The sequence below is a fragment of the Roseivivax halotolerans genome (assembly GCF_900115815.1).
GTDB classification, from domain to species: Bacteria; Pseudomonadota; Alphaproteobacteria; order Rhodobacterales; family Rhodobacteraceae; genus Roseivivax; species Roseivivax halotolerans.
Window position 1 is genome coordinate 152,640 of record NZ_FOXV01000006.1, and the last position, 17,513, is coordinate 170,152.

The 17,513-nt window shown below is 64.9% G+C and carries 15 protein-coding genes; 8 read left to right on the plus strand and 7 right to left on the minus strand.

All coding sequences use genetic code 11. The features are described from left to right. Window positions 1-39 precede the first annotated feature (39 nt). The 5 genes from BM171_RS10325 to BM171_RS10345 are packed head-to-tail and all read left to right on the plus strand — an operon-like array spanning window position 40 to window position 4,592. Entirely contained in the window at window positions 40-933 is an 894-nt protein-coding gene (locus BM171_RS10325) for a formate dehydrogenase accessory sulfurtransferase FdhD (protein ID WP_093011549.1), read from the plus strand. Beyond that, on the plus strand, window positions 930-1,406 hold the full coding sequence (locus BM171_RS10330) for a cytidine/deoxycytidylate deaminase family protein (protein ID WP_093011553.1): 477 nt from the start codon (window positions 930-932) through the stop codon (window positions 1,404-1,406). Before BM171_RS10325 ends, BM171_RS10330 begins: the two co-directional genes overlap by 4 nt. Continuing rightward, window positions 1,403-2,011, plus strand: coding sequence for a molybdenum cofactor guanylyltransferase MobA (gene mobA, locus BM171_RS10335; RefSeq protein WP_093011556.1), 609 nt, complete (start codon window positions 1,403-1,405; stop codon window positions 2,009-2,011). Before BM171_RS10330 ends, mobA begins: the two co-directional genes overlap by 4 nt. Beyond that, window positions 2,008-2,499: a molybdopterin-guanine dinucleotide biosynthesis protein B gene (gene mobB, locus BM171_RS10340; protein ID WP_093011559.1), complete on the plus strand. Its 492-nt coding sequence runs from the start codon at window positions 2,008-2,010 to the stop codon at window positions 2,497-2,499. Before mobA ends, mobB begins: the two co-directional genes overlap by 4 nt. Further along, window positions 2,496-4,592, plus strand: coding sequence for a molybdopterin-binding protein (locus tag BM171_RS10345; RefSeq protein ID WP_093011562.1), 2,097 nt, complete (start codon window positions 2,496-2,498; stop codon window positions 4,590-4,592). Before mobB ends, BM171_RS10345 begins: the two co-directional genes overlap by 4 nt. A gap of 6 nt (window positions 4,593-4,598) precedes the next feature. On the opposite strand, the gene BM171_RS10350 is transcribed toward BM171_RS10345, so the two are convergent. From BM171_RS10350 to BM171_RS10360, 3 genes are all read right to left on the minus strand, one after another. After that, complete coding sequence (locus BM171_RS10350; RefSeq protein ID WP_175497534.1) at window positions 4,599-5,606, minus strand: hypothetical protein; 1,008 nt, start codon at window positions 5,604-5,606, stop codon at window positions 4,599-4,601. A gap of 20 nt (window positions 5,607-5,626) precedes the next feature. Next, window positions 5,627-6,097, minus strand: a complete 471-nt coding sequence (greA, locus tag BM171_RS10355; RefSeq protein WP_093011565.1) for a transcription elongation factor GreA — start codon at window positions 6,095-6,097, stop codon at window positions 5,627-5,629. 119 nt (window positions 6,098-6,216) lie between these two features. After that, window positions 6,217-7,818: a sodium:solute symporter family transporter gene (locus BM171_RS10360; RefSeq protein WP_093011568.1), complete on the minus strand. Its 1,602-nt coding sequence runs from the start codon at window positions 7,816-7,818 to the stop codon at window positions 6,217-6,219. Window positions 7,819-8,209: 391 nt separating this feature from the next. Between BM171_RS10360 and BM171_RS10365 the strand changes: the two genes are divergently transcribed. From BM171_RS10365 to BM171_RS10375, 3 genes are all read left to right on the plus strand, one after another. Then, complete coding sequence (locus BM171_RS10365) at window positions 8,210-9,862, plus strand: electron transfer flavoprotein-ubiquinone oxidoreductase (protein ID WP_093011571.1); 1,653 nt, start codon at window positions 8,210-8,212, stop codon at window positions 9,860-9,862. Window positions 9,863-10,058: 196 nt separating this feature from the next. Further along, window positions 10,059-11,783: a tetratricopeptide repeat protein gene (locus BM171_RS10370; RefSeq protein WP_093011573.1), complete on the plus strand. Its 1,725-nt coding sequence runs from the start codon at window positions 10,059-10,061 to the stop codon at window positions 11,781-11,783. Then, on the plus strand, window positions 11,773-12,597 hold the full coding sequence (locus tag BM171_RS10375; RefSeq protein WP_093011576.1) for a 4-(cytidine 5'-diphospho)-2-C-methyl-D-erythritol kinase: 825 nt from the start codon (window positions 11,773-11,775) through the stop codon (window positions 12,595-12,597). The genes BM171_RS10370 and BM171_RS10375 overlap by 11 nt, the downstream gene beginning before the upstream one ends. A gap of 69 nt (window positions 12,598-12,666) precedes the next feature. Here BM171_RS10375 and xylA read toward each other — a convergent pair whose 3' ends face one another. From xylA to BM171_RS10395, 4 genes are read right to left on the minus strand one after another with little or no spacing between them, the layout of a single operon-like run. Continuing rightward, window positions 12,667-13,959: a xylose isomerase gene (gene xylA, locus BM171_RS10380; RefSeq protein WP_093011579.1), complete on the minus strand. Its 1,293-nt coding sequence runs from the start codon at window positions 13,957-13,959 to the stop codon at window positions 12,667-12,669. Then, window positions 13,956-15,383, minus strand: coding sequence for a xylulokinase (gene xylB / locus BM171_RS10385; protein WP_093011582.1), 1,428 nt, complete (start codon window positions 15,381-15,383; stop codon window positions 13,956-13,958). Before xylB ends, xylA begins: the two co-directional genes overlap by 4 nt. Window positions 15,384-15,391: 8 nt before the next feature. Next, window positions 15,392-16,147: an ATP-binding cassette domain-containing protein gene (locus BM171_RS10390; RefSeq protein ID WP_093011585.1), complete on the minus strand. Its 756-nt coding sequence runs from the start codon at window positions 16,145-16,147 to the stop codon at window positions 15,392-15,394. Beyond that, window positions 16,144-17,445, minus strand: a complete 1,302-nt coding sequence (locus tag BM171_RS10395) for a sugar ABC transporter permease (RefSeq protein WP_093011587.1) — start codon at window positions 17,443-17,445, stop codon at window positions 16,144-16,146. Before BM171_RS10395 ends, BM171_RS10390 begins: the two co-directional genes overlap by 4 nt. Between the last annotated feature and the right edge of the window lie 68 nt (window positions 17,446-17,513).

Genomic DNA, 17,513 nt, shown 5'->3' on the forward strand with positions numbered 1-17,513 from the left:
CTGCGCCTCGTTTGGAGGCTTACGCCCGCGACAGGGAATGTGCAATTGCCAGGCAAGCTCGACCATCAAAGCCGCTATATCATCGCCCCCGACCCCGGTCGCGCGGGTCTCACGAGGCGGTTGACCGGCACCGATCAGACCGGCGCGGAGGTCGAGATCCCGGTCGTCGAGGAACGCCCCCTGACGATCTATCTCAATTCTCAGGAAATCGTGACCGCGATGACGATCGGGGATTATCCCGAATATCTTGCGGTCGGTTTCCTGCGTAATCAGGGCATGCTCGCGGACGCGGAGACGATCACCGGCATCGACTTCGACGAGGAACTGGAAACGGTCGTCGTTCGCACCGCCTCCGCGACAAGCTACGAGGACAAGCTGAAGAAGAAGACCCGCACCTCGGGATGCGCCGTGGGCACTGTCTTCGGCGACATGATGGAGGGGCTGGCGGATGTGACGCTGCCGGCGACGGAGCTTCGCACGTCGTGGCTCTACGCGCTGGCCCACGAGATCAACACGACGCCGTCGCTATACCTTGAGGCGGGCGCGATCCACGGCACGGTGCTTTGCCACCAGGACCGGCCGCTCGTCTACATGGAGGATGTCGGACGGCACAACGCGGTCGACAAGATCGCGGGCTGGATGTTCCTCGAGGATGTCGATCCGGCGGACAAGATCCTTTACACGACGGGCCGGCTGACGTCCGAGATGGTCATCAAGACCGCGCTCATGGGCATCCCGGTTCTCGCGTCGCGGTCCGGCTTTACGGCCTGGGGCGTGGAGATCGCGCGCGAAGTGGGGCTGACCTGTATCGGCCGGATGCGCGGCAAGCGCTTTACCTGCCTCTCCGGGGCGGAGCGGCTCCTGCGTGATGCCGACCCTGACGCCGTGCCCGAGGAAAGCGCGAAATCGCGCCGCAAAGGCGCAAGCGCATGACCGCGCCCCGAGGCGGAGCCGCCGAGCAGCACGCAGAGACGATGCCGCGTCTTGATCCCGCGCATCAGGAGGCGGTGGGAGCCGCGCTTGTCTTCATCGCGGAGAAGCAGCGGGGCGACTGGCACTCGGTGGCCTCGGTGGTGCTGACCGCCTCGGGCGCGCGGTATCTCGGTCTCAATCTCGACAGCACATTGCCCCGTGCGAGCGTTTGCGCCGAACCGGTCGCGCTCGGCATGGCGATGGCGGCGGATCCGGACGATCCCGTGACCTTCGTCGCGGCGGTCAATCGGCGCGGCGAGGTGATCCCGCCCTGCGGGCCATGCCGCGAGCTGATGCTCGACTACGCGCCGCGCGCGCTGGTCGCGATCCCCGAAACCCACGGGCCGGAGACGCGCGGGCCCGGGCGGTTCGTGGCGGTCGAGATGGCGGCGCTGATGCCGACCGCCTACAAACACGACCGGAGAAAGCCGTGAGCGCGCCGCTTGGTGTCATTCTCGCCGGCGGTCGCGCAACGCGCATGGGCGGCGGCGACAAGGGCCTGCTCAAAGTTTGCGGACGCACGCTCCTCGCGCATGTGATGGAGAGGCTCGCGCCGCAGGTCAGCGGCATGGCACTTAATGCCAACGGCGATCCGTCGCGGTTCGGTGCGCTGGGCCTCGATGTGCTGCCGGACACCGTGTCGGACTATCCCGGCCCGCTCGCGGGTGTTCTCGCCGGGCTCGACTGGGCCGCGGGGAAGGGTGCGGACCGGATCGTGACCGTCGCTGCCGATACGCCCTTCTTTCCCCGCGATCTTGCCGCGCGTCTCGAAGACACGGGCACTGGCATGGCGCATCCGCTCGTCCTTGCGGCGACGCCCGATCCAGACCGGGGGCAAGTGCGGCACCCGACCTTCGGCCTCTGGCCGGTGGCGCTCCGCGACGATCTGCGCGCCGCGCTGGAAGACGGTGTGCGAAAGGTCGTGATCTGGACCGACAGGCACGGTGGGCGCGAGGCGCTGTTCGACGGAGAGGGCGAGCCGTTCTTCAACGTCAACACGCCCGAAGACCTCGTGCGCGCCGGGGAGATCGCGCCATGAAGCTTTACGGTGTCACGGGTTGGAAGAATTCCGGCAAGACGGGCCTGATGGAGCGGCTCGTCGCGGAGATCACGGCACGGGGCTTTTCCGTCTCCACCGTCAAACACGCGCATCACAGCTTCGACGTCGACCAGAAAGGGCGTGACAGCTATCGCCACCGGGAGGCCGGCGCGCGCGAGGTGCTGCTGTCCTCGCGCAACCGCGTCGCGCTCATGACCGAACTCAGGGGCGAAGAGGAGCCCACGCTCGAGGCTCTGCTCCAGCGTCTCGCGCCCGTCGATCTTGTGCTGATCGAAGGCTACAAGCGGGACCGCCATCCCAAGATCGAAGCGCATCGCGCCGAGACCGGGCAGCCGCTGATCGCCCCCGAGGACGAGACGATCCGCGCCGTCGCCTCGAATACCCGCCCGGACGTGGACCGTCCGCTTTTCGATCTCGACGACACGGCGGCGATTGCGGATTTCATCCTTCGCGAGGTGGGGCTGTGACGGGCTTTGACACATTTCTCGTTGCCGATTGGTCAGCGGCGCAGGGAGTCCGCCGGGCTGGAAAGGACGCAATTTGGATCGCCCTTGCCCAAGACGGGGCTGTGAAGCCTGCACGTCATTTCTCGACGCGGCTCGACGCCGAGGCATGGATCGCGGAGACAATCCGCGCAGAGATCGCCGCAGGTCGCAGGGTCATGGCTGCCTTCGACTTCCCTTTTGGATATCCCACAGGCGTTGTGGAGATCATCTGCGGTGCTGCTGATCCGCTCGCACTCTGGGATTGGCTCGCGGCGCGAATTACAGACGATGCGCGTGGGCGCAACAACCGCTTTGCCGTCGCCGAAGAGATCAACGCGCTTTTCCCGGGCGAGGGGCCATTTTGGGGAAAGCACAATCGCGACGCATATCCCGGCATCCCCTATGGCGGGCGGTCCCGTACCGCCGAAGTGAGTGAGAAGCGGGCTTGCGATATTTCGGCCAAGGCTTCCTCGTCAGTTTGGCAATTGGCATTCCCGCCAACGGTTGGAGGTCAGGCGCTCATGGGCATGCCGATGCTCTCACGCCTGCGCCGGATACAGGGCTGCGCCGTTTGGCCTTTCGAGGCATGGCAGGAGGCGCAGGCGGTCCTGACCGAGATTTGGCCGGGGCTTATCGAACCGGCCGTGCGCGCGTCAGACGATTTGCGCGACCGTGCTCAGGTTGAGGGCCTGGCGCGCGCTCTTTCTCGACTGCCGTTAGCCGAGCTTGAGCGGATGATGGACATTGATGCGCCGGAGGAGGGCTGGATCCTTGGTGCGGGACACGGCGAAAGATTGACCGATCTCGCCCGTCCCAATTCGCTCCGCCCGCCGCCCTTGCGCAACGATTGCTTTGCCTTGCCCGCCGGTGTCGACTGGACGCCGGTCGACACAGCGCTCGCTCTTCTACGAGAGCGCCTGCATCCGGTAACGGGGACAACGAAGTCGGGGCTCTTCGAGGCGGAAGGACGCATCCTTGCCGAGGACGTGATCGCCCGCCGCGCGAACCCGCCGCATCCCAACACCGCCGTGGACGGCTACGGGTTCGCCGCGGCATCGGTCGGTGAAGGGGACGCGGTGCTGCCTCTCGTCCAAGGACGGGCGGCCGCTGGCGCGCCGTTTGAGGGGCCGGTGCCCAGAGGCTCGGCGCTCCGCGTTCTGACCGGCGCGGATCTGCCCGCGGGCGTCGATACGGTCGTCCTCGACGAGGATTGCAGCGTCGGAGATGGCCGCGTCGCGTTTCGGGGCGGGGTCAAGCCCGGTGCGAATACCCGCAAGGCCGGCGAAGACGCAGGCGAGGGCGACCGCGTGCTGAGCGCAGGGCGGAAGCTGACCGCGCCCGATCTCGCTCTTGCCGCCGCTGTGGGCCACGGCACCCTCCCGATCCGCGAGAAGCTGCGCGTTGCGGTTCTGTCCACCGGGGACGAGTTGACCGAGCCCGGCGACGTGCCGGGTGCGGGAGGTATCTTCGACGCGAACCGGCCGATGCTTCTGTCGACGCTTGCGCGTTGGGGGCATGTGCCCGTCGATCTCGGACGTATCCCCGATGACCGCTCTGCGGTTGCCGCCGCATTCGACCGCGCGGGCCGGGACGCGGACGTTCTTCTGACGTCTGGCGGCGCGTCGGCCGGGGACGAGGACCATGTCTCTGCGCTCCTGCGCGAGGCCGGGGCGATGCAGGAATGGCGGATCGCGCTGAAACCGGGGCGCCCGCTTGCGCTTGGCCTCTGGAACGACATTCCCGTGTTTGGCCTGCCGGGAAATCCCGTCGCCGCTTTCGTCTGCACGCTGATCTTCGCGCGGCCCGCCTTGACGGTTCTTGCAGGCGGCAATTGGGCCGAGCCCCAGGGGTTCGAAATCCCCGCCGCTTTCGAAAAGCGCAAAAAGCCCGGACGGCGGGAATACCTGCGCGCGCGGATGCGCGACGGGTGTGCCGAAGTCTTCCCGTCCGAAGGGTCGGGCCGCGTCTCGAGCCTTTCCTGGGGCGAAGGGCTCGTCGAGATCGAGGATGGCGAGCGCCATATCCGGCCCGGCGATCCGGTCAGGTTCATCCCTTACGGATCGTTCGGCCTCTGACGCGCGTCAGTCGAAGGTGCCCGTCACCCGCCCGATGAGCATGAACGCCCGCGCGCTGCGCGTATCGGCGAGGGCTTGAATGTCGGTGTCGCTGGCCTCGGGCTCGAACCGCGCAAGCCCCTTGTCGAAGAGCCGCAGGAAATGATGGGCGGCGTCGCGGAAGATCGCGTCTTCCTTCATCCGTGTATTGGTAAGCGCCAGGGAAGTGCGATCCCGCACGCCCCCGAGCGCCGCGACGGCGCGTCCGCGTTCGCCCTGGGCGAAGCGGCGCCAGAGTTCGGGCCGCGCCATGTCCGGGCGCAGGTCGTCCATGTAGATGCCGTCCTGGCTCAGAAGGGTCAGCACGTCCTGACTCGCCTGGACGAGCTGTGCCGATGGCCGATGCTTGAGCGCCCGGCGGAGCGCCGCGAACCCAACCTCGTCCTCGGCGGTATCGGGGAAGTTCAGCGCACGAATGAAATCGCCATTGGACAGCGGCTTGGCGAAGGCTTCGGCGGGGGTGCCAAGCGCGAGATCCTGCTGATCGGTCTCATTATGTGCCGGGCCGCCGGGGCTCTGGCGGCTTGTCACGGCCTCTCTCGCGCGGGTCGATGTGAACATCGCGAGCGCCGTCTCGGTCTTCTTCTGCGTCGCTGCGATCTCGTCGAGTTTCTTGGCGATGGCCGCGCTCGTCTCGGGCGCGGCATCGCGCGTCTGCTGGACATAAGCCTTGCGAAGCGCGTCGACCGCTGTTTCGAGCCGCTGCGCCTCGATCCGCATCACCCGCGTCGCCCGAAGCGCCATTGCGGCGACCCAGATCATCGCCACGGGAAGGAACACCACCATCAGCGTCAGAAGGAAACGCAGACCGCCTTCGCCATCGATGCCGACGAGCAGGAAGAAACCGACGGCGATCAGCAGCCACAGACCGCTGAGGCCGACCGCCATGCGTTCCACTCCGGTGACGCCGGGCATGTCGCGGGCGGGCGGTGCCACCTGAGCGGTCGGGCGGCTCTGTCTGGGATCGACGGCCATCTGCCGGTGCCCTCGCGCTGTCAGATGTAGTCGATCGAGAGGATCTCGTAGGACTTGTCGCCACCGGGCGTCCGCACCTCGACGCTGTCACCCTCTTCCTTGCCGATCATGGCACGGGCAATGGGCGATTTCACGTTGAGCAAACCCTTCTCGATGCTGGCCTCGTGTTCGCCCACGATCTGCCAGGTCTTTTCCTCGTCGGTGTCCTCGTCGACGACCTTCACGGTCGCGCCGAACTTCACCGGGCCCGAGAGAGTCTTGGGATCGACAACCTCGGCGAGGCCAAGCACGCTCTCGAGCTCCTTGATCCGGCCCTCGATGAAGCCCTGTTTCTCACGCGCGGAATGGTATTCCGCGTTCTCCTTGAGATCGCCAAGCTCGCGCGCTTCCGCGATCGCCTGAATGATCGCCGGGCGCTCTTCGGACTTGAGCTGCTTCAATTCGGTTTCGAGCGCGGTGTAACCCGCGCGGGTCATCAGTATCTTTTCCATGGTGCCGTCCGAACGTCTTTGGTCCTGGGCCCGGTTCCCTGCGAAACTGCCCAATTGTTATGAAATACCTGACGCGAGCGGCGTTCGATTGCAAGGGGCGCGCGCCGCATCACGTCACGCTACCAGAGCCAGATCACCATGCCCGTCGTCGCGATCAGAAGCACTAGACCCCAAAGCAGCGGGCTCGTGTACACGGGAGTCCCGACTTTCGTCAGCAGCTCGCGCGCTTCGGCGGAGGACCATACCAGCTCGTCCACGCCCTCTTTCTTCGGCTGGCGGGTCGCGGCGGAGATCCCGAGGTTGAGGGCGATACCGACGAAGAACAGGATCGTGCCCATCACGGTGTAGTGGATGTCGGGCAGGCCGATGCCATCCCAGACGCCCGTGACCTCCTTCAGGATGAAAGTCGGAATGCCGACGGCCAGCCCGAAGATGATCGTCCAGAACGCACCTGTGCCGTTCGCCCATGTCACCCCGAGGCCCACCATGTAGGTCGCGACGATCGTCGGCACGATGTAGCTCAGCGAGGACTGGAAATAGCCGAAGAGCGTGCCGAACGACCCGATGAAGGGCGCATAGACCGCCGCGAAGGCAAGGAACCCGCCCGTCGCGATCTGGCCGATGATGACGAGCCGACGCTCGCTCATCTCGGGGTTCATGGGCTGCACGAAGTCCTTCACGACGAGGGAGGACAGTGCCGTCGCAGCCGAGTCCACCGAGGACATGATCGCCGCGATCAGCGCCGCCATGATGATGCCCCGGATGCCGATGGGCATGAGTTCGAAGGCGAGCTTGGGAAAGGCGAGGTCCGGCGTTTCGAGGTCGGGATAAAGCTGTAGCGCGATAAGCCCGGGAATGATCATAATGAAGATATTCGGCAACTTCAGAAAGCCCGCGAACACTGCGCCGAGCCGACCGTTCTTGAGGTCTTTCGCCGCGAGCGTCCTCTGGGCGACGAACTGGTTCATGGTCCAGAGGTAGAAGCTCAGGAGCGTCACGCCCCAGAGCCCGTGCCACGGCGTGAAGTCGTTCTCGCGCGGCAGGATGAGATGCTGCTTGGACTCCTCGACATTCCAGATCTCGCTCCAGCCGCCGATTTCCTGCAGGCCGAGCCAAAAAATCAGGAGACCCCCGAGGATGAGCAGGATCGACTGAACCGTGTCGGTCACGACGACCGCCGCGAGACCCCCGAGAACCGTATAGATCCCCGCGATCAGCGCAAGAATCGCCGCGGCGGTCCAGATGTTGAGGAACGAAAAGGTGTTGGCGATGACGAGTCCGCCCGCATAGAGCGCACCCGCCACGTCGATCAGCATCACCGCGAGGATGGTGAAGATCGAGTAAGCCTTTCGGGAGCGCACGTCGAACCGCAATTCGAGGAATTCCGGCGTCGTCGCGATCTTGGCGCGCAGGTAGGACGGCAAGATGAAGATCGCGAAGAGGATGAGGACGATCGCCGCCGTCCATTCGTAATTGTAGATGGCGATGCCGTTCTCGTAAGCGCCGCCCATCAGGCCCACGAAGCTCGAACCGGACATGTTCGAGGCGAAAAGCGAGAAACCGATGACGAACCAGCCTAGATTGCGGCCCGCGAGGAAATAATCGTCAGACTCACCGCCCCGCTTCTTCGAAACGTAGACGCCATGCGCGATGATGCCCACGAAATAAACAACGACGATCAGGGAATCGATCAGATGGAGCTCGAATTGCGCTTCGCCCATGCCGTTCGTCCTTCGCGCGATGCTGGCGTTGCCACTCAACCCTGCTGAGAAAGTGCAGTTCCGTCAGCAACTTATGCCGCAGCGCGGAAAGTCGGCGCGGCGCCGACAATCGTCTTTGATAACCAACATCTTAAACTCATCAAAAATATTTTGGTGCGGGCGGGATGGCGACACGCTGTCAGGGCGGCTCATCGGTCGGGCGCCGCCAAGCGACCATTCGCGGAACGGGTCGCGAACGCCGCTTTCGGTACATTCCGGTGCATGAAATCGGGGCAAAAGCCGCGCAAAGAGGCCATCGGGACGCGGTGTCACAATTGACCCCCGCCCCTTGCGCCCTTTAATCCACTGCAGGTTTTCACGAAAAGGGGCCTCCGGCCCCGAAGGGAGCGACATGACCGAGATCCAGCGCGAGGCGATGGAATATGACGTGGTGATCGTGGGCGCAGGGCCGGCCGGCCTTTCTGCCGCGATCCGCCTGAAGCAACTCGATGCGGACCTGAACGTGGTCGTGCTCGAGAAAGGCTCCGAGGTCGGCGCGCATATCCTCTCGGGCGCGGTGCTCGATCCCGTCGGGCTCGATGCGCTCATCCCTGACTGGAAGGAAAAGGGTGCGCCGCTCAATACGCCGGTGAAGGAAGACAATTTCTATCTCCTCGGCGAGGAGGGCAAGGTGCGCGTGCCGAACTGGCCGATGCCTCCGCTCATGAACAATCACGGCAATTACATCGTCTCGATGGGGAATGTCTGCCGCTGGATGGCCGAACAGGCCGAAGAGCTGGGAGTCGAGATCTTCCCGGGCATGTCCTGTTCCGAACTCGTCTATGGCGAGAACGGCGAGGTGAAAGGCGTGGTCGCGGGCGTCTTCGGGCTCGAGGCTGACGGCTCCTACGGGCCGAACACCGAGCCGGGCATGGAGCTTCACGGCAAGTATGTCTTCCTTTCCGAAGGCGTGCGTGGATCGCTCTCGAAAGAGGTGATCGCCAAATACGATCTGGCCAAGGACAGCGAGCCGCAGAAATTCGGTCTCGGCATGAAGGAAATCTGGGAGATCGACCCGGAGAAGCACCGCGAGGGCACGGTCACCCATACGATGGGCTGGCCGCTTGGCAAGAATGCGGGCGGCGGCTCGTTCATCTACCACCTCGAGAACAACCAGGTTTATGTCGGCTTCGTGGTGCATCTCAACTACGAGAACCCGCACCTCTACCCCTACATGGAGTTCCAGCGCTTCAAGCATCACCCAATGGTCGCCGAGCTTCTGGAGGGCGGCAAGCGGGTGGCCTATGGCGCTCGGGCGATCTCCGAAGGCGGCTACCAATCGATGCCCAAGATGGTCGCGCCGGGCGTGGCGCTGCTCGGCTGCTCCGTGGGGATGGTCAACGTGCCGCGCATCAAGGGCAATCACAACGCGATGCTTTCGGGCAAGGCGGCGGCCGAGGCGGCCCATGCGGCGCTGGCCGGAGGTCGCGCCTCTGACGAGCTGACGGCCTACGAGACCGAAGTGCGGACCGGCGCAATCGGCGAGGATCTCAAGAAGGTCCGCAACGTCAAGCCGCTGTGGTCGAAATACGGGCTCACCACGAGCCTCGTCGCGGGCGGGCTCGACATGTGGACGAACACGCTCGGCTTCTCGTTCTTCGGGACGGTCAAGCACGGCAAGTCCGACGCCGAGGCGACCGGCAAGGCCAAGGATCACAAGAAGATCGATTATCCCAAGCCCGACGGGAAACTGAGTTTCGACCGGCTGACCAATGTCTCCTTCGCGGCGACGAACCACGAGGAAAGCCAGCCGTCGCATCTCAAGCTGAAGGACGAGAAGACGCCGGTGGCCGTCGATTGGACCGAGTATGCTGGACCGTCGCAACGCTACTGCCCTGCTGGCGTTTACGAGTTTGTCACGCCCGACGAGGGCGGCGAGCCGAAGTTCGTCATCAACTTCCAGAACTGCGTGCACTGCAAGACCTGCGACATCAAGGATCCCGCGCAGAACATCGTCTGGACGGTTCCGCAGGGCGGCGACGGACCGAACTATCCCAACATGTGATGCGCTTGCGTTATGATGCATGACGCCTGGGGCGGTCTTTCGGGGCCGCCCTTTTCGTATTCTGCGCTCTGCAAAGCAGCCCTCACCGCATCGTGCGAGCCTGTGCAGATCCCTGTGGCGCTGTCCGCATTGCAAGCCGGGGCGGGGCAGGGTTAGTCTTATGGGAAATACGAGGCCCGAGCCGAAGGATATGCCAATGACCGGCCCCACCACGCATTGGACGAAAGCCGCGCTGGCGTCACTGGCGCTTGCCCTGCCCATCGGCGCAGAGGCGCAAGGTGTCGCGGGCGATTACCTCGCCGCCCGCCATGCCGGCATGAGCGGCGATTTCGAAGCCGCCGCGCGGTATTTCGATCGCACGCTGATGCATGACCCCGAGAGTCTCGAATTCCTGGAGCGCTCCGCCCTGGCGCATATGTCCCTCGGCAATGTCGAGCGCGCCGCGGACCTCGGAGAACGCATTCTGGAGACCGGCCAGAATACGCAAGTCGGGCAAATGGCGGTGCTCGCCGCGGACATGGAGCGCGAAAACTACGCCGCGGTCCTTGCGGCGATCGATAACGATCGTGGCGCGGGCCCGCTCGTCGATGGCCTGATCCGTGCCTGGTCGCTGTTGGGGCAGGGCGACATGTCATCTGCGCTGAACGCCTTCGACGCGGTGGGCGAGACGCAAGGACTGGCGCCGTTCGCGGCCTATCACAAGGCGCTGGCGCTCGCCTCCGTCGGCGATTTCGAAGGGGCGGATGCGCTCTTTTCCGGCGAGATGGGCGGCGGTGTCGATTTCACCCGCCGCGGCATTCTTGCGCGCACCGCCATCCTCAGCCAGCTCGACCGCAACGAGGAAGCGCTCGCGCTGATCGACCAGAGCTTCAATTCCGGGCTCGATCCCGAACTGCGTGACCTAGTCGCTCGGCTGGACGCCGGTGAGACAGTGCCGTTCGACATGATCCGCGGCGCGAAGGACGGGCTTGCGGAGACGTTCTTTACCATCGGCTCTGCGCTGACGACGGATGCGAGCGAGGATTTCACCCTTCTCTATGCGCGTGTCGCCCAGCATCTCAAACCGGACTTCGCGGATGCGACCCTCATGGCTGCCGAGCTGCTGCGCGCGCTCGAGCAATACGAGCTGGCCGCCGAGACCTATGACACCGTCCCGCGCGACGATCCTGCCTTTCATGCCGCCGAGATCGGCCGCGCCGAGGCGCTGCGCGAGATCGGCCGCACCGATGCCGCGCTCGAAGCGCTGCAGAGCCTCGCGGAGACCCATGGCGATTTGCCCGTCGTGCAATCGACCCTCGCGGATTTCCTGCGCCGCGAAGAGCGGTATGACGAGGCGATCGCGGCCTATACCCGCGCGCTCGACAGCTATGAAAAGGAAGCGCGCGAGCAATGGTTCCTCTACTATGCCCGCGGTATCGCCTATGAGCGCTCTGGCAATTGGGAGCAGTCCGAAGCCGATTTCCGCGCCGCGCTGGAGCTTAACCCCGAACAGCCGCAAGTTCTCAACTACCTCGGTTATTCGCTGGTCGAGCAACAGGTGAAACTCGACGAGGCGCTCGACATGATCGAACGTGCCGTCGCGGCGCGCCCGGATGCGGGCTACATCGTCGACAGTCTCGGCTGGGTCTACTACCGGCTCGGCCGCTACGAAGAGGCGGTGGATCAGCTCGAGCGCGCCGCCGAACTCATGCCCATCGATCCGGTCGTGAACGACCATCTCGGCGATGCCTACTGGGCCGTGGGGCGCGAGCTTGAAGCCGAATTCATGTGGAAGCGCGCGCTTTCCTTCGTCGATTTCGAGAACGTCTCCGAGGATGCCGATCCCGAGAGGATCCGCCGCAAGCTCGAGGTCGGGCTTGACCGGGTTCTCGAAGAGGAAGGATCCGCGCCCCTCGACGTGGCCGTTGGCAATGGTAATTGAGGAACGCGCACCAGCCAAACTCAACCTCTCGCTACACATCACCGGACGACGGGCCGACGGATATCACCTCCTCGACAGCCTTGTCGTGTTCGCCGATCTTGGCGACGTGGTGCGGGTTGAGGCAGCCGAGGATCTGTCGCTCGATGTGACAGGTCCAATGGCGGATGGCGTGCCGGATGGCGAGGACAACCTTGTCTTTCGGGCGGCGCGGTTCCTGGATCCAGTACGCGGGGCGAAGATCACGCTTGAAAAGCACTTGCCGAGCGCAGCCGGGATCGGCGGCGGATCGTCGGACGCCGCGGCTGTCTTGCGGGCCCTGTCCGAGCTCTGGGGCATGCCCCTGCCGCGTCAGGCGATGGCGCTTGGCGCGGATGTGCCGATGTGCCTCGATCCCAAGGCGCAGCGCATATCGGGCGCAGGCGAGGCGATCCGGATCGTGCCGGGCTTGCCGAAGATACCCGCCGTTCTTGTCAATCCGGGTGTCGGCGTGTCGACGGCGGAGATCTTCAGGACTTTGACGGCGCGAGAAAACCCGCCGATGCCCGAGACCTGGCCCGAAACGCGCGATGTCGCCGATGTCGCCGATTTCCTTTCCGGCACACGGAACGATTTGACCGCGCTAGCCATAGCCGCCGCGCCCGAGATCGAAACCGCGCTCGCGGCGCTGGACGATGCGCTTTTCGCACAGATGTCGGGATCGGGCGCGACCTGTTTCGGAATCTATACCGATGCAGGGGCCGCCGACGCGGCGGCAAACCGGATCTCAGCCGCGCAGGGCAATTGGTGGGTTCGGGCCGTAACGCTCAACCCGTGAAGGGCGAGGGGCGCTGCCCCTCGCGCTCCCCGCGGTATTTGAGCCAACCCAAAGAAGGGGAGCGGCGTCTCAGACGAACCGGTTCACCAGGTTCTCGAGGCGTTCTTGACGCCCCGAACGCGGGCTTGGATTGATGTTCTCTTCCAGAACCCGCTCGTAGAGCGTGCCGAGGTCCTGGCCGAGGACATCAGAGCTGTCATAGCCCGCGTAGCGCGCCACTCTCGCCTCTTCGAGCGAGCCGTCCTCGAGCATCGCCCAGGCCGCCTTGAAGCCGCGTGCGCAGGTGTCCATTCCGCCAACATGCGCCAGGATCAGGTCTTCCGCATCAAGCGATTGGCGGCGCAGTTTGGCGTCGAAATTGGTGCCGCCCGAAACGAACCCGCCTGCTCGCAGCACCTCGTAATAGGCCAGCGCGACTTCGGGCACGTTGTTCGGGAACTGGTCGGTGTCCCAGCCCGATTGGTAATCGTTCCGGTTCATGTCGATCGATCCAAGAATACCGAACGCCGCCGCCATTGCCAGCTCGTGTTCAAAGCTGTGGCCCGCCAGGATCGCGTGACCCTGCTCGATATTCATCTGCACCTCGTTCTCGAGGCCGAATTCCTTGAGGAAGCCGTAGACCGTGGCCACGTCGTAATCGTACTGGTGCTTGGAGGGCTCCTGGGGCTTCGGCTCGAGAAGGATCGCGCCCTCGAAGCCGATCTTCTTCTTGTAGTCGACCACTGCGTTCAGGAACCGTCCGGCCTGCTCACGCTCTCGCTTCAGGTCGGTGTTCAGCAGCGTCTCGTATCCTTCGCGCCCGCCCCAGAGCACGTAATTCGCGCCGCCGAGCTTCTTGGTGGCATCCATGCAGGATTTCACCGTCGCTGCCGCATAGGCGTAGACATCGGGGTCGGGGTTGGTTGCCGCGCCCGACATCCAGCGGCGATGGGTGAACATGTTGGCCGTGCCCCAGAGAAGACGCGTGCCGGTCTCGTCCATTTTCTGCCCGAGATAATCGGTGATCTCTTCAAGGTTGCTCAGGCTTTCCGCGAAGGTCTCGCCCTCGGGACGCACGTCGACATCGTGAAAGCAGAAGAAGGGCTGGCCGAGGATGCGGAACATCTCGAAGGCGGCGTCGGCCTTCATCTTGGCAGCGTCCATCGTGTCTCCGAACCAGGGCCGCTCGAAGGTCTGGCCGCCGAAGGGATCGCCGCCCTCCCAGGCGAAGGAATGCCAGTAGGCGACCGAGAAGCGCAGATGCTCGGCCATGGTCTTGCAGCCCAGCGTTTCGGACGGGTCGTAATGGCGGAAGGCGAATTCCGTGTCGCTCTCAGTTCCCTCGAAGCGGATTGGCGGGATGTCCTTGAAGAAATCAGTCATGTCAGGTCCTTGAGTGCGTGGTAGGCCGCGCGGTAGCGGGCATGTGCATCGGCGAAGGCATCGCGAAGCGCGGGGTCGGGGGCGAAGACGCGGTCGGTCTCTGGCGGTTGGGCGATATCCGCGCTCGCACCATCGGCCATCATTGCAAGCCGCGCCGCGCCGAAGGCACCGCCGAAATCGCCCGAGACGGGCCGTTCGACCGAAAGATCGAGCGAGGTGGCCAGCGCCGACAGCCAGTAGTCGGACCGCGCGCCGCCACCCACGGCGATCAGCTTTTCGATCCGTGTGCCCGTGGCGGTCAGCGCATCGAAACAATCGCGGATGGCGTGGGTCACGCCCTCCAGGACCGCGCGCGTCAGCGCGGCCTGGTCGGAGGCGTGATCGAGATTGAGGAACGCACCGCGAATGCGCGCATCGTTATGCGGGGTCCGCTCGCCGCCGAGATAGGGGAGAAACAGCGTTCGCGCCGGAGGTTCGAGCGCCCCGAGCGCGCCGGTCAGCGCCGAAGCCTCTTTGCCGGTCGTACCCGCATACCAGTTGAGCGCATCGGTCGCGGCAAGGATCACGCCCATCTGGTGCCAGGTGCCGGGCAATGCGTGGCAGAAGGTGTGAACCGCCGTTTCCGGCGCGGGCTGGTAGGCATCGGCGGCCGCGAAGAGGACGCCGGACGTGCCGAGCGAGACAAAGGCTTCGCCTGCGCGCACCACACCGCAGCCGATGGCCGAGGCCGCGTTGTCGCCACCCCCGCCCGCAACGGTGACGCCTTCGGGCAGGCCCCAGCGGCTGGCAAGTTCGGGCCGGACGATGCCGGAAGGCTCCGACCCTTCCACGAGGCGCGGCATGTGTCCGCGCGAAAGCCCTGTCAGCGACAAGAGCTCGTCCGACCAGTCCCGCGCGCCGGTATCGAGCCACGACGTCCCCGCCGCATCGGACATCTCGGCCACGGCCTCGCCGGTCAGCCAGAGGCGCAGGTAATCCTTCGGCAGAAGGACGCGCTTGGTTGCGGCGAAGGCTTCGGGCTCGTGACGGGCGGCCCAGACAAGTTTCGGCGCCGTAAAGCCCGGAAAGACGATATTGCCGGTGATTTCGCGCCAGCGCGGGTCCGCATCCAGTTCCGCGGCCTCTTCGCTCGCGCGCGTGTCGTTCCAAAGGATTGACGGGCGCAGCGCGCGGTCATCCGCGCCGACAAGCGTCGCGCCGTGCATCTGCCCCGAGAGCCCGATCGCGCGTACGGCAGAGAGATCGCCAAGCCCGGCCATCGCCTGATCCGCCGCCTCGCACCAGCTTTCGGGATCCTGTTCGGACCAGCCGGGCGCGGGGCGGGCGACGGTGAGCGGGACGGTCTTTTCCGCGCGAATCGTTTGCGTGTCGTCGACGAGAACGGCCTTCAGGCCCGACGTTCCGAGGTCCAGTCCGATATACATGAATTACCTCAGGCGACCGCTTTTTCGCGAGGATTCTTGCCAAGGATGATCATCGACAGGATGTCGTCCTCGGTCACGTCCTCGACCCGTTCGGTGCCGATCAGCTGGCCGTTCTTCATCACCGAGACGCGGTCGCAGAGCTCCATCATCTCGCGCGTGTCATGGCTGATGAGGAAGATACCCAGACCTTGCGCCTTCAGCTCCTTGATGAGGTCGGCGACCATCTGCGTTTCGTGGACCCCGAGCGCGGCGGTCGGCTCGTCCATGATCAGGATCCTGGCGTTGAAATAGACCGCGCGGGCGATGGCGACAGACTGGCGCTGGCCGCCCGAGAGCGCCGAGACCGGCTCGGTGATCTTTTTGAAGTTGGGATTGAGCCGCTTCATGATCTTGCGCGTCTCGGCTTCCATGCGCGCATCGTCGACGAGGCCGAAGACGTTGGTCAGCTCGCGTCCGAGAAAGAGGTTCGACGGTGCATCGAGATTGTCGGCCAGCGCGAGGGTCTGGTAGATCGTCTCGATGTTGTGTCGGCGCGCATCGCGGGTGGAGGAGATGTCCACCTTCTCGCCGTTGATACGGATCTCGCCGGAATCCATCTTGTAGGCGCCCGACAGGATCTTGATGAGCGTCGACTTGCCCGCGCCGTTGTGGCCGAGGAGGCCGAGGACCTCGCCGGGCATCAGGCTGATGGACACATCGTCCACCGCCTGCACGCCGCCGAAGGCGATCGAGATGTTCTTGAGTTCGACCAGGGGAGTCGTCATTTTCCTTCTCCCGTCCATTTGCGGTACTGGATGTCGATCCACACGGCGAGGACCAGGACGCCGCCCACGACGATGTTCTGGAACGGCGCGTCGACGCCCATCATCGCCATGCCCGATTGTAGCGATTGCATGATGAGCGCGCCGAGGATCGCGCCGTAGATCGTGCCGATCCCGCCCGAGAGCGCGGTGCCCCCGATCACGGCGGCTGCGATGACGCGCAGCTCGTCGAGCGTGCCGATATCGTTGGTGTGGTTGGCAAGGCGTGCAGAGGCCACGACCGCGGAGATCGCGCAGAGCGCGCCGAGGATCGCGAAGACCTTTACCGTGAGAAGCTTGGTGTTGATGCCCGACAGCTCCGCCGCGTCCGGGTTGCCGCCGGTTGCGAAGATGTAGCGGCCTAGGCGCGTGCGCGTTGCGATGATCGTCATGACGATGGCGACCGCGATCAGGACGAGGACCGAGAATGGCAGGCCGTAGGACGCGGTATAGCCTTCGGGCAGAACGCGGCCCGCGGCTTCGAAGTCGCGCTCCAGCACGCGCTGGGGGATCTCGTAGGAGGTCAGGATCCAGACGAAGCCGAGGATGCCGCCCGCGATGATCGCCGCGACCACACCTTCGGCCCAGAGCGGCTTGACCGGGAAGTCGTGCGCGACCTTGTTGCGGCGTGCGGACCATAGGCCGACGAGTGCCGCCGCGACGGCGATGAGGCCGACGACCCAGCTCCAGAACGAGCCGAGAGTGCCCTGGATGCCGCCGAAGGCGGAGTAGGTCTCGTTGAGTGGCCCGATTGTCTGTCCGTCCGTGAGATACCAGGCGACGTTTCGCCAGACGAGCAAGCCTCCGAGCGTCACGATGAAGGCCGGGATGCCTTGGTACCCCGCGAGCCAGCCCTGGAAGGCGCCGATGATCGTGCCGACGATGATGCCCGCGCCGATGGCGAGCCAGGGCAGAAGCGGATGGCCGAGATCGAAGCCCAAGTCGAGCAGCCAGCGCGTCTGCATCATTGCCATGACCGCCGAACAGGTCGCCAGAAGCGCGCCGACCGAAAGATCGATGTGCCGGGTGACGATGATGAAGACCATGCCGGTCGCCATGATCGCGACCGAGACCGTCTGGATCGTCAGGTTGAAGATGTTGCGCGGCGTCAGGAACCGCCCGCCCGTCATGATGTTGAAGATGACCGCGATGGCGATGAACGCCCCGATCATGCCGAGGAGGCGTGGGTCGATCTCGAGGCTCTTCCAGATGGATCGGCGCTGCCGTCCGCCGGAGGAGGAGGCTTGGGTCGTGTCGCTCATGGGATTGGCTCGTCTCGGGGCTCGGACCGGGCGCGGCGCGTGAGGGGCGTCCGGGCGGTGCGATTGGG

What these genes read in the sequence shown, in the direction of transcription:
- xylB (WP_093011582.1), bottom strand. Translation starts at nt 15,383, where the DNA reads ATGTATATCGGACTGGACCTCGGAACGTCGGGCCTGAAGGCCGTTCTC.
- BM171_RS10395 (WP_093011587.1), bottom strand. Translation starts at nt 17,445, where the DNA reads ATGAGCGACACGACCCAAGCCTCCTCCTCCGGCGGACGGCAGCGCCGA.
- BM171_RS10390 (WP_093011585.1), bottom strand. Translation starts at nt 16,147, where the DNA reads ATGACGACTCCCCTGGTCGAACTCAAGAACATCTCGATCGCCTTCGGC.
- greA (WP_093011565.1), bottom strand. Translation starts at nt 6,097, where the DNA reads ATGGAAAAGATACTGATGACCCGCGCGGGTTACACCGCGCTCGAAACC.
- BM171_RS10375 (WP_093011576.1), top strand. Translation starts at nt 11,773, where the DNA reads ATGGTAATTGAGGAACGCGCACCAGCCAAACTCAACCTCTCGCTACAC.
- BM171_RS10330 (WP_093011553.1), top strand. Translation starts at nt 930, where the DNA reads ATGACCGCGCCCCGAGGCGGAGCCGCCGAGCAGCACGCAGAGACGATG.
- BM171_RS10360 (WP_093011568.1), bottom strand. Translation starts at nt 7,818, where the DNA reads ATGGGCGAAGCGCAATTCGAGCTCCATCTGATCGATTCCCTGATCGTC.
- mobB (WP_093011559.1), top strand. Translation starts at nt 2,008, where the DNA reads ATGAAGCTTTACGGTGTCACGGGTTGGAAGAATTCCGGCAAGACGGGC.
- xylA (WP_093011579.1), bottom strand. Translation starts at nt 13,959, where the DNA reads ATGACTGATTTCTTCAAGGACATCCCGCCAATCCGCTTCGAGGGAACT.
- BM171_RS10370 (WP_093011573.1), top strand. Translation starts at nt 10,059, where the DNA reads ATGACCGGCCCCACCACGCATTGGACGAAAGCCGCGCTGGCGTCACTG.
- BM171_RS10365 (WP_093011571.1), top strand. Translation starts at nt 8,210, where the DNA reads ATGACCGAGATCCAGCGCGAGGCGATGGAATATGACGTGGTGATCGTG.
- BM171_RS10350 (WP_175497534.1), bottom strand. Translation starts at nt 5,606, where the DNA reads ATGGCCGTCGATCCCAGACAGAGCCGCCCGACCGCTCAGGTGGCACCG.